This is a genomic window from Chryseobacterium sp. GM_Chr_2, assembly GCF_026540445.1.
Classification (GTDB): Bacteria; Bacteroidota; Bacteroidia; order Flavobacteriales; family Weeksellaceae; genus Chryseobacterium.
The window spans coordinates 12,539-29,190 of record NZ_JALNUD010000007.1; the positions used below are offsets into that span (position 1 = coordinate 12,539).

Below are 16,652 nucleotides of genomic sequence, written 5' to 3' on the forward strand. Positions count from 1 at the left end.
AATAATGGCAAAGTTAGAGAATAATAACGAGAATGAGAACAAAAAATCAGTAGCTGGCAACTTAGGTGATCAGGTACACAAGGCTGTAGAAAATGCTGAAGGTGTTGTAAAGGAGACAGTTAAAGAAGCGTCTGAGCTGGCATCAGATGCCATTCATCATCCCGTGGAAACAGCTGAAGAGTTTGGGAAACAGGCGATAAAAGATGTTACCAGCTATTCTTGGTGGGCAAAATTGTTGTTGATTCTTTTCTGGCTTGGGTTTGGACTTATCACGGCTATTGTCATTATTATCAATCTTCCGATCACGAAACAATGGGCGGCAGATCAGGCTTTGCAACTGGTTAATCGAGATTTTAAGGCACAAATGTCTACCGAAAGTGTTGAGGTTAATTTTTTCGGAAATGTAAAGATCAGGGGATTAAAAATTAAAGATAATAAAGGGCTCGATTTTATTACAGCTAAAGAATTTATTGCCAATTCCGACTGGTTTTCTTTAGCAACGAACATCGGAAAAAATAATTCTTTAAGCTTTAATTCTTTAACCTTAAAAAATGCAGACGTAAAAGTTATTACCTACAAGGGCGACAGTATTTCAAACTTTATACGTTTTACCCAGTTATTCGACAGCGGGAAAAAAAGAGACCACAGCAAGCCGCCATTTCAGTTAAATTCGAGATTGCAGATTTTAGATTCTAAAGTTTCTATTGTTAATTTAAATTCTCCGGGAGATAAAGGAAAATGGCTTACAGCAACCAACTTTAATCTTAAAGCTCCCAATGTAAAAGTAAACGGAGCCAATATTTCTGCGATCATTAATAATATGTCCTTCGTCACTAAAAGATGGGGGAAATCTCATTTAGTAGATACTTTTTCCACGGAATTATCTCTGACGCCGGATTTTCTTTCGCTTAAAGATTTAACGTTGAATACAGATCATTCGCTGTTGCAGGGTGATATAAAATTTAATCTTCATGATGGTTCCTGGTCTGAGTTTGCAGATCGTGTTCGCTGGGATATGAATCTTGAGCAAGGAAGCCAGTTGAGCGGTTATGACATCAGTTATTTTGTGACCAACTGGGATAATTTTATTCCTTTTAATGTGTCGGGAACAATGACGGGGCCTTTAAATAAATTTAATCTAGAAAATTTCCATATCAGTAATCCTAGTGTAAATGTTGCTACCAAAACAATGAAGGTCAATAATCTACTGAAGGGTAATTTTTTAATTGAAACAAATGATCTTTCTGCAGATTTTACGTATAAAGATCTAAAAGCGATGATGCCGAAGTTTATTTCGACCAAAATGAAAAATTTTGCGGATGATTTTGGTAAATTGAAATATAACGGTGCAGCAAGAGTAACTCCTGAACAGGTATATGTGGCAAGCGGAAATTTGTTAACAGGGATCGGACAAGCAAAAATTACTAAATTTTCTCTTTCGGATTACAGCACGGCAGTGCCGAAATTTTCCGGACTTGCGGAAGTGAAGGATCTGAATACTTCGGTTATTACCAAAAATAAAACGGTGGGTCTTATTTCGGGAAGATTTGATATAAACGGGCAAAGTTTCGATGTGAATACAATGAAACTGATTACCAAGTCTCAGATCACCAGCATTGAAATCATGGATAAAGAAATTAACAATCTTTATCTGGATGGTTTACTCGATCATAAAAAATATAACGGATTGATTACCATTAATGACGAACAGGCAAAAGCAACCATAAAAGGTTTAATTGATTTCAGTACCTCACGTGTAGCTATGAATGTAGATGCAGATGTGAGTTATTTAAACATGAATTATTTTACCAACAAGCCCGGAAATCAAATCGTGAGCGGAAAAGTGGTTGGTAAGATGTCGATGTCTTCTGTAAATGATCTGACGTTAGATGTGGAGGCAAATAGTTTGAATTTTGCAACAGCTACTCAAAAATATAATATTCCGAGTGCCAAGCTGAAAACCTTTGTGGAAGGAGGAAACCGAGTGATAGATGTAGATGCGCCAGGAGCTGCTAACGGAAAAATTTCCGGTCGATATAATCTTGCTGATTTAGCGGGAATGGTAGAAAACGGTTTAGGCAAAATTCTAGTGGGTCCACCGCCGAGAAAGTTATATCGAGGGCAAAACTTTACAATGGGCTTTGATGTGGAGCAAGGTTTGGTTAATTATTTCTTGCCCGATCTGAGAATTCCCCAAGGTGCAAAAGTAGAAGGCGAATACGATGGCAATTCAAACAATCTGATTCTGAATCTTGATGCGGCTTCATTGAAATATATGATGACCAAAACTGAGGAAATCACCGAAGCAGATAAAGCACTGGCTGCTGCCAATCCTGATTATAAACTCAATGACAGAGAGAACATCAGCAAAGACAGTGCGATGGTAGACAGCGTTGTGGTGAGAATCAATACCGCAAATCAAGGCGAGCAGCTGTATGCCAAAGTAAGCAGACTTCAGTACAATAAAAATATTATCAAAGATCTTGTGTTAAGCGGTAAAAATGAAGATAATTCCACTTTGCATTTATCGACTACCTTTAAACACGGAAGCCCTGAAGATGAGATTGAAGATAAATTAAAAGCTTATGCAATAAATGTAGATCAGTCGACCAATGAAATTGGGGATTACGTTTTCAGGTTTGAACCTACCGAAGTGAAGTTCAACAATGTTACCTGGGCTGTTGATACAAGTCCGGCGCTGAATCATTCTATTACCTATCGTAAAAAAACAGCAGATTTTGATATTCAAAACCTTCGAATATATTCTGATAATAGTGCGTTGCTTATAAAAGATGCTCAGTTTAAATCTGCCAAGGATTTTTATGTGGAAGCCGATATCGACAATTTTGCGATAGAGAAACTTCTTGAAATGCAGTCTGGGGGAAATTCAATGAATATTAAAGGTTTGGCTAACGGAAGTGTGAAAATCCGAATGGATAAAAGTACGTTGCAGCCTTTGGTAGATATGACGATTGACGATATCATGATGAACGGAAACGATATGGGAGACATTACCATTTCTGCAACCAACGGTTTCTCCCTTAATGTTTATGATATTGATGTAAAAGTAAGTTCGGCAGGTGTTTTAGGCAATAACAGCTTAAACTTAACTGGAACTGTTAATAATAATACAGCTACACCAACTATTGATCTTACCGCAGAAATGCGCGATTTTGATTTGGCGTTTACGCAACAGTTTGTACAGTCCATTTTTGGAAATCTGCGCGGAAAAGCCACCGGAGATCTTAAAATTGCTGGAAAATTTAACGATCTTGATTATAGTGGAGATATTGGTTTAAAAGGTTTTGGATTAAAACTGTTGTTTACCGGAGTTGATTATTCGTTTGATGATACAGTGGTTCCTTTATCAAAAGGATTAGCGATTCTTAACAATATTGAAGTTCACGACGGAAGATCTAATTCCAAAGGAAATATTTCCGGGGCAATTCAGTTTGAAACGCTTTCATCAATGGGGGTTAACCTTGTAATGAGAGCTGATAATTTATTAATGTTGAATACCACTCAAAAAGATTCTGATCTATTCTGGGGAAGGGTTTACGGTCAGGGAGATTTGTATGTGGATGGCCCGGTTTCAGGATTGAATATTTCAACTCCGAATATGAAAGCGTTGAATGGAAGTACATTTACTTTCAATTCAGGATCGACATCGAATGTTGAAGAATTTAAAATGCTGAGGTTCCTGAAAGAAGGAAAAGACGGTTTGGTAACACTTGAGGAAAAGAAGAAAACGGGAGCCAATATGAATATCGACTTTAATCTGGATGTTGATAAAGGAACTACCGTAAATGTTTTGATTGGTGATGATGTCGGGAATATTACCGTAAAAGGTGTTGCGGATGATTTACGTTTTGTAATGAGCCGCCAAGGTAATATCGGAATGGGTGGAACCTATAAAGTAGATAACGGAACATTTGTTTCTAAAGCGATTCTTAACAAAACCTTCCAGATCGATAAAGGAAGTAGTATTCGTTGGGATGGTGATGCCATGAAGCCGGCTCTTGATATTAAAGCCAATTATGTAAGAATGGTTTCCAATGCAGGTCAGTATCTGAACATGGGAAGCCTGCAGCCGATCAGTATTTTATTACAGGCCAATATTACGCAATCATTGGTTGATCCTAAGATTGATCTGAATGTTACCGCGATGGATGTTTCAAGTCAGGTGAAGGAAACATTAGCTGCTAAAATGAGTCAGGAAGGGGAAAAAGTACTTCAATTCGGTTCTATTCTGTTATTGAATAGTTTTAACGTTTCCAATACGGGTGGAGTAGACGTAGACGTTGCTGGTGTGGCTGAATCATCAGGGTATAATATGCTTCTAAAACAATTGGGATCTGTATTGAATACAATGAGTAACGAATTCCAGATCGACCTTAATTATGTAAAAGGAGATCAATATTCAAATACAGGTGACAGAGCCAATGCGGGGATTAGTGTGGCGGTTTCTCCGAGAATTAAAGTGAAAACAGGTCTTGGGATTCCTTTAACGAAAACCGACGCTACGGAAACCAATTATCTTTCCGGAGAAGGCTCCATAGAATACGATGTTTCTAAGAAAAATGACGGCGGACTGGTTTTAAGAGGATATTCTAAACCAAGCAATATTGGAATGGGGCTTGCCGGAGCCGGAACAAACGGTTCTGCAAATCAGGCCTATGGCGGGGGTATCGTGTGGACGAAGAGCTTTAATTCTTTATTTAAGAAGAAGAAAGACAAAAAAAAGCCAGAACCGAAAAGTGAAATAAAAACAGATTCTACAAAATCCGAGGGTAAATAATCAGAATATTTTAATGATTTTTATCATCTGTGTTAATTATTGTTAATATTTGATATATCTTTTTTAGTTAAATTATTTTTTATAAATTTGCAAAAAATACTTATATTTTTTAAGAAAATTGTAATTTAACTAATATGAACTATCAACTGGACGAAATAGACAAGAAGATTCTTGATTTCTTAGTAGAAAACACAAGAATGCCTTTTACTGAGATTGCAAAGCAGATGGATGTATCTGCCGGAACAATTCACGTAAGAGTAAAGAAAATGGAAGATGCAGGTATTATTTTGGGATCATCTCTTAATATCGATTATGGTAAGTTAGATTACCATTTTACAGCTTTCATAGGAATCCTTTTAACAAAATCAAACCGTACGCAAGAGGTTTTGAAAGAGCTTACAAGTATTCCTAACGTAATTGAGGCTAGCGTAATTTCCGGAAAATACAATATTTTCTGTAAAGTAAGAGCTAAAAATACGGAAGATGCTAAAAGAATTATCTATCAAATAGATGATATTCAGGATGTAATGAGAACTGAAAGTATGATTTCTATGGAAGAGTACTTAAGCGATAAAAACAGACTGATTAACGCTATTTCTATTTAATTCAAATTTTAAACGAATTATATAAAAGAACTTATGAAATCTCTCATAAGTTCTTTATTTTTGTAGTTATGGAAGAGTACAGTTATTTTGATGAAGATCCTAAGAAAGGATGGGGATTTATAGGCGCTTTTGCAGCGTTGATGCTGTTTACGATCATGGGATTGGGAATAGATGTGGATGAATATCTTCAGCACGATTTTCTAAACATCCCGAGATGGTATTTTTATATTATTTTTTCGGTGGATGCTTTGATGATGATTAGTTTGATTTTAATGTTTTTCTACAGAAAAATAGGCATATTTTCTTTTCCAGCTCTTTTGGTATTGCATTTCTTTATGCACAGCTATTATCTTTCAACTTTCCTTTATACGGATGTTACCAATCTTTTCCTTTTCACAGGATTTGGGATGTTGGCGATTATTCCGAAGTGGAAGTTTTTTAGATAACACTTTTAAAATTAAATAAATTATATTTTCAATATGAGCGGGCTTTAACCCGCTTTTTTTTGTTTCTACTTGAGTTTTCTTTTTACCAAAAGTGAATAAAAATTTTTCATTTTTAGATTTAATTATAGATATTTCTTTATAATATTAATAGACAGAACAGTCTGTCTATTTTAATGTTTTTATTTTATCTTTGTATTATCAAAAATAAATTATGTCATCACCAAAAGAAAGAATTATCACAACTACCTTCGACCTGTTTGCTCGTCAAGGCTATAACTCCACAGGAATTAACCAAATTATTGCGGAGGCTAAGGTTGCGAAAGCGAGCTTTTACCAGTATTTTAAGTCTAAAGAAGACCTTTGTGTGGAATTTTTAAACGTAAGACATGAGTATTGGTTTAATGAATTACACCAATTCACTTCAAAGGAAAATGATATAAAGTCTAAAATCATTTCTTCTTTCGATTTTTTAATCTACATGAATGAAAAAGAAAATTTCAGAGGCTGTAGTTTTCTGAATATTTTATCAGAGATCCCGATGGATAATGTGAAGATTTTAAATGTTATTCAAAATCATAAAATAGATCTGAGGAATTATTTTTCAGCATTGGTAAAAGATGAAAATATTTCGGATCATATTTATTTATTATTCGAAAGCAGTATCATCGAAAGTCAGCTTTTCAAATCGAATGAATTAATAGAAAAATCAAAAAAAATAATTATCAATTTAATTTAACTTAAAATGGAACAAAAACATCCACTTCCACCGTTTACCTTAGAAACGGCTTTAGAAAAAGTTCAACTTGCAGAAGATGCATGGAACAGCCAAGATCCCGAAAGAATTGCCAAAGCTTATACCATCGACAGCGAATGGAGGAACAGAGATCAATTCGTTAACGGCAGAGAAGAGATTGTGAAATTTCTCAGTGGCAAATGGGACAGAGAATTGAATTACAAGCTTAAAAAAGAATATTGGGCACACACTGAAAATCGTATTGCTGTGCGTTTTGAATACGAATATGAAACCAAAGAAGGGAACTGGTTTCGAGCGTATGGAAACGAAAACTGGGAGTTTGATGAAAATGGTTTAATGAGAAAAAGATTTGCAAGTATTAATGATTTGGCGATAAAAGAAGAAGACAGAAAGTTTAAGTAACAAAAAAGCATCCAGAAACGGATGCTTTTGATTTATATATTTCAAAAGAAATTATTTGTTTAAAATTCTTTTCACAGCTTCTTTTACCGCTTCAGAATCAATTTTATATTTCTTCATCAATTCAGCAGGAGTAGCAGATTCTCCGAAAGTGTCGTTTACAGCAACGAATTCCTGTCTTGTCGGTCTTTTTCTTGCCAACATTCCCGCGATAGACTCTCCTAAACCACCAAGGTAGTTGTGCTCTTCTGCAGAAACAATCTTACCGGTTTTTTCAACTGATTTTAAGATGATTTCTTCATCCAAAGGTTTAATTGTATGGATATTGATTACTTCACAAGAAATACCTTCTTTTTCAAGCTCATCAGCAGCTAAAAGAGATTCCCAAACAAGGTGACCTGTTGCTACAATCGTTACATCAGTTCCTTCTTGCAAAAGAATTCCTTTTCCAATCTCGAAAGGCATATCTTCCGGAATGAAAACAGGAACGACCGGTCTTCCGAATCTTAAATATACCGGACCTTCGTGCTCAGCAATAGCTAAAGTTGCCGCTTTGGTCTGATTATAATCACAAGTATTGATTACTGTCATTCCAGGAAGCATTTTCATCATTCCGATGTCCTCCAAAACCTGGTGCGTTGCCCCATCTTCACCCAAAGTAAGACCTGCGTGAGAAGCACATATTTTTACATTTTTATTAGAATACGCTACCGACTGACGAATCTGGTCGTACACTCTTGAAGTAGAGAAGTTAGCGAAAGTTCCCGTGAAAGGAATTTTTCCTGTGATGCTAAGACCTGCTGCCAAACCAATCATATTTGCTTCTGCAATTCCTGTCTGGAAGAATCTTTCCGGAGCTTTTTCAATGAATTTCTCCATTTTCAAAGAACCGATAAGGTCTGCGCAAAGTGCTACAACATTAGGATTTTTATCTGCCAATTCAGCTAATCCTGCTCCGAATCCTGAACGTGTATCCTTTTTTTCTGTATATGTATATTTCATTATTTTAATTATTAATTAAAGATTAAAAGATTACTTATTACCAATTATTTATTGCTTATAATTAATAATCCGCAGGAGCTTCTAAGTATAATTGTTTGAATGCGGTATCCAGTTGCTCGTCATTCGGAGCTTTTCCGTGCCAAGCGTGAGATCCCATCATGTAATCTACACCGTAACCCATTTCGGTGTGAAGAAGAATAACCACTGGTTTTCCTTTTCCTGTTTCAGTTTTTGCTTTTTCAAGAATAGCAATTACAGCTTCAAGATCGTTTCCGTTTTTCTCTTCTAGAACAGTCCATCCGAATGCTTCAAGCTTAGCATGAAGATTTCCTAATGAAAGTACATGTTCTGTGCTTCCGTCAATCTGCTGTCCGTTATAATCGATTGTTGAAATGATGTTGTCTACCTTTTTCGCAGAAGCATACATAAATGCCTCCCAGTTTTGTCCTTCCTGCAATTCTCCGTCTCCATGTAAAGTATATACTAAAGAGTTGTCTCCGTCTAATTTTTTACCTTCAGCAGCACCTAATGCTACAGAAAGACCTTGTCCTAAAGATCCTGAAGCGACTCTGATTCCCGGTAAACCTTCGTGCGTTGTCGGGTGACCCTGTAATCTTGAATCTAATTTTCTGAAAGTACTTAATTCCTCAACAGGGAAAAAGCCAAATCTAGCCAAAGTAGAATAAAAAACCGGAGAAATATGCCCGTTTGAAAGATAGAAATGGTCTTGGTTTTTACCTTCCATTGTGAAAGGAAGATTGTAGTTCATCACCTTACCATAAAGGGCTGTGAAGAATTCTGTACAACCTAAACTTCCTCCCGGGTGTCCTGAATTTACAGCGTGAACCATTCTCAAAATGTCTCTTCTGATTTGCGTAGTAAGAGATTTTAACTCTTCGATACTTTTACTCATTGTATAGGATTTATATATAGACAAATCTACAATTTTTTAGTGGCTTACGGAAATGTAAAAATCCGGATTTTGACTCCGAATTTCAATATTTTTGATTGTTTTTATGATATGTATTTTGTTTTATCACCCGAACTAAGAGTGTTTTTGTCATTCTGACGAAGGAAGAATCTTAACCGTAAAATGAATTTATAGATAATACTTTTCGTATTTGTAATGATAACTAAAATTTAAATTAAAGATTTGAATTAATAATTAAAAATCAGTAATTCAAAATTCAATAGGAGCGGACTTTAGTCCGTTTAAAAAGCAGACCTCAAACTTGGCTTTAGCCAAAACCTATAATCTGTTTAAATTTGTTTAAATACTTTTTGACGCAAAGTTTTTAATTTGCTTATTTTTAAAATAAAGGAGTAAAAAATATCAACAAGTTGATTTGATGAAGCGTTGTTTCAAGCTTCGCGAAGCAAATTATTTGCCTTTGCCTTCTAAAAAATAATGCAGGAAGAAATATAATCTTTGCGTTTAAAAATAAATTATTTCTTTCTAATCAACCAAAGGCCAATAAAAGTAAGCAATCCATTAATAATCAATAATTCCAGTCCGATTTTAAATTCTCCGAATAAAGTTTCCTGATATTTATCGATAAAATAAGAGATCACTGGTGCTGCAATACAAACGAATGGAACCAGATTGTCTTTCACTTTAAATTTAGTAAAAATTCCAAAGGCGAAAAGTCCTAAAAGCGGTCCGTAAGTGAAACCTGCCAATTTAAGAATTAAACCAATCATCGAATTATCATTGATGACTTTAAAGATAATCACCATAATTAAGAAAGATAGTGCCACAATCAGGTGAACATTTTTTCTGAATCTTTCCTTCTTTTTATCATCCCATTCTTTTTTCTCCTTCATTCCGAAAATATCGATGCATAAAGATGAGGTTAAAGCTGTCATCGCGCCGTCTGCACTTGGAAATAAGGCTGAAATCAAAGCAATAATAAAGATGATGGAAATAAATGGAGGCATGTGATTCAAAGCAATATCAGGGAATAACTGATCTCCCGCACTTGCTACATTTTCCTGAGCGCCATACAGATGTAAAAGCCCGCCCATATAAAGGAATAATGAAATTACACCTAATAAAATAAAGCCTAAAGTCACCATATTTTTCTGAGAATCTTTCAGTTTGGTTACCGATAAACTTTTCTGCATCATTTCCTGATCAATTCCGGTCATGGTGATGGTGATAAATGCTCCGGCTAAGATTTGCTTGATGAAGAAACTTTTCTGGTTAGGATCAAAATCAAAGATTTTTGTATAGCCTTTTTCGTTCATCGCGGTAAAACTTTCACCTAAGCTTAATCCTAAATGATTCAGCATATAAACAGTACAGATAATTAAACCTAAAAGCATACATGAAGTCTGTAAAGTATCGGTCCAGACAATGGTTTTCACTCCGCCTTCATACGTATAAAGAATGATCATTGCGAGAATAATCAACGTTGTAACAATAAAAGGAACGCCTAAACTATCCAAAATGGCAACCTGTAAAATATTCACCACAAGATACAATCTAGCGGTGGCGCCCACCAATCTGGAAACAATAAAAATCCATGCTCCCGATTTATAGGAAAGCTGACCCATTCTTTGTTGAAGATAGCCGTAAATAGAGGTTAATTTTAATCGATAATATAAAGGGAGAAGAACGTAGGCGATGATCACATAACCAATCAAATATCCGACGGTAATCTGTAAATAAGCAAATTTGTCATTTCCCACAGCTCCCGGAACGCTCACAAAAGTAACTCCTGAAAGTGAAGTTCCGATCATTCCAAACGCCACAAGCATCCAATTACTTTTACGGTTTCCGATGAAGAAACTCTCATTATCACTTCCTTTTCCGGTGCGGTAGGCTACCCAAAGCAGCAATGCAAAATACACGATAATGATGGCCAGTAATATAAATGGAGACATATTTTATTCGATTAAAATTTTACAAATATAGTTTTTTTATAGTCTGCTGAAAAAGAAAAAACCTTCCGGAATATAAATCCAAAAGGTTTTTATTTTGTTTAAAATGCTTCGGCAAGCTCAGCATGGCACGTTAAAATTTGCTGTTAAAATTAGACAGTTAGTATTGGGAATGTCATGCTAACCCTGCCGAAGCATCTCTTAAGAATTAATTAAACTTAAAATAATCAATCTCAATCTTAGCATAAACTAAGCATGAGTCTGATTCACTAAAACATCTTGAAGCTCTTCATGTTTCTGGAAAGTAGCTTTTGCAAAAGGGCAAAGCGGAATAATGGTTTTTCCGTTTTTTCTTGCAAAATCTACCGCAGCCACAAGCATTTCTTTGCCAACACCTTGGCCGTTGTATGCTTCTTCCACTTCAGTATGGTCGATGATAAATCTCTCTTCACCAGCCCAGGTGTAAGTCATTAAACCTGCGCGGTTTCCATCTATGAATGCCTCAAAATTTCCGTGTTTTTCGTCGTTGTTTTGTTTTACTTCAATCATATTATGAGAATTTGGTTAATATTTCTATTTCGTTTGTTAATATTTTATGTATCGGGCACGCGTCTGCAATCGTGTGAAGTCTTTTCAATTGTTCTTCATCAAGATTTGTGCCTTCAAAGCTGATATCTCTTTTAAAGATCGCTCTTTTGGTCAATGGGAAGTTTTCCAGTTCTACTTCTACGTTAATGTTTTCAACGTCCCATTCTTTCCTGTCAATATACATTCTCAGGGTTGCTGCCGTACAGCTTGCCAAAGAAGTTGCCAGGATTTCAAAAGGGTTAAAGCCTTTATTCTGTCCGCCTTTATCTATAGGTTCATCAGTGATCAAAGTATTTTCACCAGCGACAACCTGTGTATAATATTTTTCTTTTCCTAAACTTGCTTTTACCGTTACCGCCATTGTTTTTTCTATTGGGTTCTAATTTAAATATAAAAATCAATTAAATTTTTAGTTTTTAATCTGATTTTTAAAATTTTCAATTTTGTCTTTGAGCTCTTTCAGCATTTCCGGGTTGATAACGCCACTTTCCAGATCAAAATTTTCATAAAACTTCGGCAATGAAAAAGTATCTTTAATATCTGCTGCAAATTGCGGAAAAAATGTTTTTGCCGTATTCATCACATTTCCGCCTCCGTAACCTCCGGGAGAAGTCGACATCAGAAACATGGGTTTATCCTGAAAAACTTTGACGTTGATTCTCGAAGCCCAGTCGAAAACGTTTTTAAAAGCCGAACTGTACGATCGGTTGTGTTCGGCAAGCGAACAGATAATGACGTCAGATTCTTCAATGGCTTTTAAAAAGTTATGCGCTTCTTCGGGGAAACCTTTTTTCTCGCGGTCAACGGAGAAAACGGGCATATCAAAATCATTTAAATCGATTAAATGAATATCTTCATTCGGAAAATCTTTCAAAACAAATTTTACCAGTTCTCTATTGATCGATGTGGAAGATGTACTTCCTGCAAATGCTAATATTTTCATCGTTTATATTTAATTTCTTACGGTTTTCTGTTTAAAATCGCTTTCGGAAGCGGAACGTATTCTTCCTCGTCTCCCGGAACTAAAGGAAAAGCGTCGTGATTCTGGTCGTTCCAGTTTACTTTTGCTTCTTCAATTAATTCTTTGTCTGAATTTACGAAATTCCAGAAAATAAAACGTTCTTCTTCAAAAGGTTCACCGCCAAAAAGATACACCGTTCCATTTTCACTCATATCAAATTCGCAGAGTTTGGTGTCTTTGGCAATCATCAATTGTTTTGAACCATAAGAATTTCCGTCTGTTGTAACGGTTCCGTCCAAAACGTACATTGCCGCTTCCCCATAAAGATCTTTTCCGATGCTGATTTTTTTTGCGTCTGTAGTTTTAATTTCAATAAAAAATAATTTGCTGTGAACCGGAACCGGAGATTTTCTGCCGAACGCTTCCCCTGCAATTAATTTATATTGAATTCCGTCTTCTTCCCAAACTGGAATTTCTTCTGCTTCGATATGATGGAAAGTAGGTTCAGACTGCTCCAAATGCTTCGGAAGTCCCACCCAAATTTGAAAACCGTGAAGTCTCTTATCAGAATGTCTCAAATATTCAGGTGTTCTTTCAGAATGTACAACTCCTTTTCCGGCAGTCATCCAGTTTACGGCTCCCGGCTTGATCTCCAAAGCACTTCCGATGCTGTCTCTGTGAAAAATTGATCCTTCCAGAAGATAAGTTAATGTTGAAAGACCAATGTGCGGATGCGGTGGAACATCAAGATTTTGGTAATCTTTAAGCTCTGAAGGCCCCATGTGATCGATAAAAACGAAGGGACCGACCGCTCTTTTTTCACGGAAAGGCAATAGTCTGCCGACTAAAAAGTTTCCTATATCTGCTGATTTTTCTTCTATAATAAGTCCGATATTTGACATGATATTAAGGTGGTTTTTTAAATTTTATATAAGCTAATGTAATTAATTTTTCTTCTGTTTACGGTACTTTAAGGAAAATTAAAGTTGATCGTAACCGTGAAACCTCTCATCGACAATACGTTTCCATTCAGGATTTTTTTTAATGAATGCGGCAACGTAAGGGCAGAAAGGGAGTGCTTTTTTATGATGGTCTTCAATATATTGTAATGTTTTTTCGACAACGGCTTCTGCGGCGCCAGTTCCCGAGATCAACAGATCTGCTTCGGTATGGTTTAAGGCAATCTGGCTTCCCATTTCGCGATAATCAATAAAAGCAGAATGACCGTTGAATTCTATTTCGAATCGCTTTCCTGTATTTGTTAATGAAATATTTTCAAATTCTGAATTCATGATGTTGGATTTTTGAATAATGTTGGATTTTCACAAAGACACAAAGAGTTTTTAATTTTAAAACTGTTTTAAGACGCAATAACACTTCGTCGGGCTCAGTGTGACAAAAGATTTTCATTTTTTCGTAACCAATTTTATCGAAGATAAAATCCTTGTGTCTTAGAACATAAAGATTGTAAATGATCTTTGCGTCTTTGTGAAAACCAACTAAAAGACAATCACATAAAATTAAGAAAAAGAAGAACTCAAAATATAAGTTTGAATGAAATTAATCTGCCAAATAACCAAAACGTCCCAAATTGTAATCCTCAAATGCCTGCATGATTTCTTCTCGGGTATTCATTACAAAAGGACCGTGAGGGTAAATTGGCTCGTTCAATGGCATGCCGCTGATAATTAAAACAATGGCATCTTCTGAGGCTTCTATGGTAAATGTTTCGCCTTCATTTCGGAATAAAACAAAATGATCGGTTGCTGTTTTTTGTTCCCCATTCACGATAATATTTCCTTCGATAACCAAGGCTCCCGTATTGAAATTTTCCGGAAAACTGAATTCTGCCTTTCCGCCTTTTTTCAGTTTGGCATTCATCATATTCACAGGACTGAAAGTGAAAGCGGGACCTTTTTGATCTTTATATGTTCCGGCAATAATTTCGATAAAACCGTTTTCGCCAAGATCAACTTTCGTCATCTCAGAATTTTTGATGGACTGATATTTTGGGCAGCTCATTTTATACACCGACGGAAGATTGACCCAAAGCTGAACCATCTGGAAAAATCCGCCTTTCTGTGCCCATTCTTTTTCGTGATATTCTTTGTGAAGAACGCCTTTTGCAGCGGTCATCCATTGTACATCGCCTTCACCGATGATTCCGCCGCCGCCTGCACTGTCATGATGCTGAACTTTACCTTTATACGCTATGGTTACGGTTTCAAAGCCTCTGTGAGGATGCACTCCGAAACCTCGCGGCTGATCTGTTCCGTTGAAATGAAATTTTGAATTGTAATCCAGAACAAGAAATGGATCCATTCTTTTCATGTCCATTCCCTGTACTCCCGGAATAAAATTATGAACCCTAAAACCATCACCCACAAAATGAGCAGGTCTGGGAGATACTATTTTTTCTACTTTTTTAGTTGCCATAATATTGTTGATATTAATAAAACAAAGGTACGGCAGCTGAAAATCAGATGCATTGATCTGTGGTAATTACTTGGTGGCTGGTTGTTAGTTGTTAGTCGTTAGTCGTTAGTTGTTAGTTGTTAGTTGTTAGTTGTTAGTTGTTAGTTGTTAGTTGTTAGTTGTTAGTTGTTAGTTGTTAGTTGTTAGTTGTTAGTTGTTAGTTGTTAGTTGTTGCGCTGAATATTTCGATTTGACGATTGACCATTGATTTACAAAGTAAAATTCACCAATCCAATCATCTTTTTAAATTACTCTTCTTTCGATTGCATATTTTTTCCATCCGAAATGTGTAGTCTTCTGAAAACTAACCCTGAAATAATGGTTAGAATACCGATGCTTAAAAACGTCCATCGAAAAGCATTGTGAATTTCATGATTGATAAGTTTAGGGGTATTTTCGAATATTTTTAAAACAATTAATCCGAAAGCAATACCAAAACCAATCGCCAACTGTTGATTGACTGATAACAATGAATTTCCGCTGCTGGTCTGGAAGTTTCTTAAATCAGCAATAGAAATCGTATTCATTGAGGTAAACTGAATCGAGTTGAAAAATCCTAAGATCGCAATAATCGGGATAAACCAATATAAAGAAGTGTGAATATCGGGAATGGCTAACAGGCAAATTAAGGTTCCGATGATAAAAGTATTGACCATTAAAGTCTGTCGATAACCAAACTTGTCTAAAATTTTAATAACATAAGACTTTCCGAACATTGCGGTAATAGCCATCGGCGCGATAATCCATCCTGAAGTTACCGCCGATTGCTTGTAAGCAATTTGAATCATTAGCGGAAGTAAAAGAGGAACAGAACTTATTCCTAACCTTGTGGCAAGATTTCCGACAATTCCTACACGAAAAGTTCTCACCTGAAATAAGCTTAATGGGAAAATCGCGGTTTTATCTTTTCTTGCATGTCGGTAATAATAATACATAAAAAGAAATCCTAGAATAAACACGACCAAAACGGGAGTTGTATTTTGAAGATCTCCGAAAAGTTCCAAAGAAATGGAAAGGAGGAGAGAGGCAGCTGCAAAAATAAGGAAGCCTTTCAGATCAAAATCAACATCTTTGGATTTGTAATTAGGCATAAATTTTATCGCCAAAACAATTCCCAATAACCCAATCGGAATATTGATCAGGAAAATCCAGTGCCACGAAAGGTAATCTACCATATATCCTCCAACTAAGGGACCTAAAACGGGACCAATTAATGCAGGAATAATGGCAAAATTCATTGCTTTTAATAATTCATTTTTATCGAAAGTTTTAATTAAAGCTAATTTCCCGACTGGTGTCATTAAACTTCCTCCAACTCCTTGAAGTACTCGTGAAATCACAAGATGCGTAAGATTTTGAGACATGGCACAAAACAATGATCCTAAACTGAATAGAACTAAAGAAACGATAAAAACCTTTTTTGTCCCGAATCGATCTGCCAAAAATCCGCTCGCAGGCATAAAAACCGCTAATGTTAAAACATAACTGATAATGGCGTTTTGCATATTCAGCGGCGATTCATTCAGGTCTTTCGCAATGGAAGGTAATGAGGTGTTAAGAATGGTTGAATCTAGCATTTGCATAAAAATTGCGGTTGCAAGAATCAAGGGTAGAATTTTTTTAATCGGGGTTTGTGTAGGAATAAGTTCTGACATTTTTTATCGGCTGAAAATTCAAGATTTCCAGACTTTGTTTTGGGTTTAAAGATGACGGTTCAAAAAACAGTCCATTCTTTAGATAA

The 16,652-nt window shown here is 35.9% G+C and carries 15 protein-coding genes; 5 read left to right on the plus strand and 10 right to left on the minus strand.

Annotated features, from left to right (window positions below):
• The first annotated feature begins 4 nt into the window (after window positions 1-4).
• The 5 genes from OXQ85_RS11975 (at window position 5) to OXQ85_RS11995 (ending at window position 7,005) form a co-directional block, all read left to right on the plus strand.
• Entirely contained in the window at window positions 5-4,798 is a 4,794-nt protein-coding gene (locus OXQ85_RS11975; RefSeq protein WP_267404878.1) for a translocation/assembly module TamB, read from the plus strand.
• 134 nt (window positions 4,799-4,932) lie between these two features.
• Window positions 4,933-5,403, plus strand: a complete 471-nt coding sequence (locus tag OXQ85_RS11980) for an AsnC family transcriptional regulator (RefSeq protein ID WP_042723244.1) — start codon at window positions 4,933-4,935, stop codon at window positions 5,401-5,403.
• Between the two features lie 68 nt (window positions 5,404-5,471).
• Window positions 5,472-5,849: a hypothetical protein gene (locus OXQ85_RS11985; protein ID WP_267404879.1), complete on the plus strand. Its 378-nt coding sequence runs from the start codon at window positions 5,472-5,474 to the stop codon at window positions 5,847-5,849.
• 211 nt (window positions 5,850-6,060) lie between these two features.
• A complete protein-coding gene (locus OXQ85_RS11990) occupies window positions 6,061-6,585 on the plus strand; it encodes a TetR/AcrR family transcriptional regulator (protein WP_267404880.1) in 525 nt (174 codons plus the stop codon).
• Window positions 6,586-6,591: 6 nt separating this feature from the next.
• On the plus strand, window positions 6,592-7,005 hold the full coding sequence (locus tag OXQ85_RS11995; RefSeq protein WP_267404881.1) for a nuclear transport factor 2 family protein: 414 nt from the start codon (window positions 6,592-6,594) through the stop codon (window positions 7,003-7,005).
• A 51-nt stretch (window positions 7,006-7,056) separates the two neighbouring features.
• Here the strand turns inward: OXQ85_RS11995 and OXQ85_RS12000 are convergent, their stop codons facing one another.
• From OXQ85_RS12000 to OXQ85_RS12045, 10 genes are all read right to left on the minus strand, one after another.
• A complete protein-coding gene (locus OXQ85_RS12000) occupies window positions 7,057-8,004 on the minus strand; it encodes a transketolase family protein (protein WP_267404882.1) in 948 nt (315 codons plus the stop codon).
• Between the two features lie 61 nt (window positions 8,005-8,065).
• Window positions 8,066-8,917: a transketolase gene (locus tag OXQ85_RS12005; RefSeq protein ID WP_267404883.1), complete on the minus strand. Its 852-nt coding sequence runs from the start codon at window positions 8,915-8,917 to the stop codon at window positions 8,066-8,068.
• 533 nt (window positions 8,918-9,450) lie between these two features.
• On the minus strand, window positions 9,451-10,890 hold the full coding sequence (locus OXQ85_RS12010) for a sodium:solute symporter (RefSeq protein WP_267404884.1): 1,440 nt from the start codon (window positions 10,888-10,890) through the stop codon (window positions 9,451-9,453).
• Between the two features lie 246 nt (window positions 10,891-11,136).
• Complete coding sequence (locus OXQ85_RS12015) at window positions 11,137-11,436, minus strand: GNAT family N-acetyltransferase (RefSeq protein WP_267404885.1); 300 nt, start codon at window positions 11,434-11,436, stop codon at window positions 11,137-11,139.
• 1 nt (window position 11,437) lies between these two features.
• Entirely contained in the window at window positions 11,438-11,836 is a 399-nt protein-coding gene (locus OXQ85_RS12020) for an OsmC family protein (protein WP_267404886.1), read from the minus strand.
• 48 nt (window positions 11,837-11,884) lie between these two features.
• Window positions 11,885-12,418, minus strand: coding sequence for an NADPH-dependent FMN reductase (locus OXQ85_RS12025; RefSeq protein ID WP_267404887.1), 534 nt, complete (start codon window positions 12,416-12,418; stop codon window positions 11,885-11,887).
• Between the two features lie 17 nt (window positions 12,419-12,435).
• Entirely contained in the window at window positions 12,436-13,338 is a 903-nt protein-coding gene (locus OXQ85_RS12030) for a pirin family protein (RefSeq protein ID WP_267404888.1), read from the minus strand.
• Between the two features lie 78 nt (window positions 13,339-13,416).
• Window positions 13,417-13,728, minus strand: a complete 312-nt coding sequence (locus OXQ85_RS12035; protein WP_267404889.1) for a GNAT family N-acetyltransferase — start codon at window positions 13,726-13,728, stop codon at window positions 13,417-13,419.
• A gap of 268 nt (window positions 13,729-13,996) precedes the next feature.
• Entirely contained in the window at window positions 13,997-14,872 is an 876-nt protein-coding gene (locus OXQ85_RS12040; RefSeq protein WP_267404890.1) for a pirin family protein, read from the minus strand.
• Window positions 14,873-15,159: 287 nt separating this feature from the next.
• Window positions 15,160-16,566 carry an MFS transporter gene (locus OXQ85_RS12045; protein ID WP_267404891.1) on the minus strand — a complete coding sequence of 469 codons (1,407 nt, stop codon included), beginning with the start codon at window positions 16,564-16,566 and terminating at the stop codon, window positions 15,160-15,162.
• Window positions 16,567-16,652: the final 86 nt, after the last annotated feature.

Coding starts and splice junctions, on each gene's coding strand:
- OXQ85_RS11975 (WP_267404878.1), top strand. CDS start 5: ATGGCAAAGTTAGAGAATAATAACGAGAATGAGAACAAAAAATCAGTA.
- OXQ85_RS11980 (WP_042723244.1), top strand. CDS start 4,933: ATGAACTATCAACTGGACGAAATAGACAAGAAGATTCTTGATTTCTTA.
- OXQ85_RS11985 (WP_267404879.1), top strand. CDS start 5,472: ATGGAAGAGTACAGTTATTTTGATGAAGATCCTAAGAAAGGATGGGGA.
- OXQ85_RS11990 (WP_267404880.1), top strand. CDS start 6,061: ATGTCATCACCAAAAGAAAGAATTATCACAACTACCTTCGACCTGTTT.
- OXQ85_RS11995 (WP_267404881.1), top strand. CDS start 6,592: ATGGAACAAAAACATCCACTTCCACCGTTTACCTTAGAAACGGCTTTA.
- OXQ85_RS12000 (WP_267404882.1), bottom strand. CDS start 8,004: ATGAAATATACATATACAGAAAAAAAGGATACACGTTCAGGATTCGGA.
- OXQ85_RS12005 (WP_267404883.1), bottom strand. CDS start 8,917: ATGAGTAAAAGTATCGAAGAGTTAAAATCTCTTACTACGCAAATCAGA.
- OXQ85_RS12010 (WP_267404884.1), bottom strand. CDS start 10,890: ATGTCTCCATTTATATTACTGGCCATCATTATCGTGTATTTTGCATTG.
- OXQ85_RS12015 (WP_267404885.1), bottom strand. CDS start 11,436: ATGATTGAAGTAAAACAAAACAACGACGAAAAACACGGAAATTTTGAG.
- OXQ85_RS12020 (WP_267404886.1), bottom strand. CDS start 11,836: ATGGCGGTAACGGTAAAAGCAAGTTTAGGAAAAGAAAAATATTATACA.
- OXQ85_RS12025 (WP_267404887.1), bottom strand. CDS start 12,418: ATGAAAATATTAGCATTTGCAGGAAGTACATCTTCCACATCGATCAAT.
- OXQ85_RS12030 (WP_267404888.1), bottom strand. CDS start 13,338: ATGTCAAATATCGGACTTATTATAGAAGAAAAATCAGCAGATATAGGA.
- OXQ85_RS12035 (WP_267404889.1), bottom strand. CDS start 13,728: ATGAATTCAGAATTTGAAAATATTTCATTAACAAATACAGGAAAGCGA.
- OXQ85_RS12040 (WP_267404890.1), bottom strand. CDS start 14,872: ATGGCAACTAAAAAAGTAGAAAAAATAGTATCTCCCAGACCTGCTCAT.
- OXQ85_RS12045 (WP_267404891.1), bottom strand. CDS start 16,566: ATGTCAGAACTTATTCCTACACAAACCCCGATTAAAAAAATTCTACCC.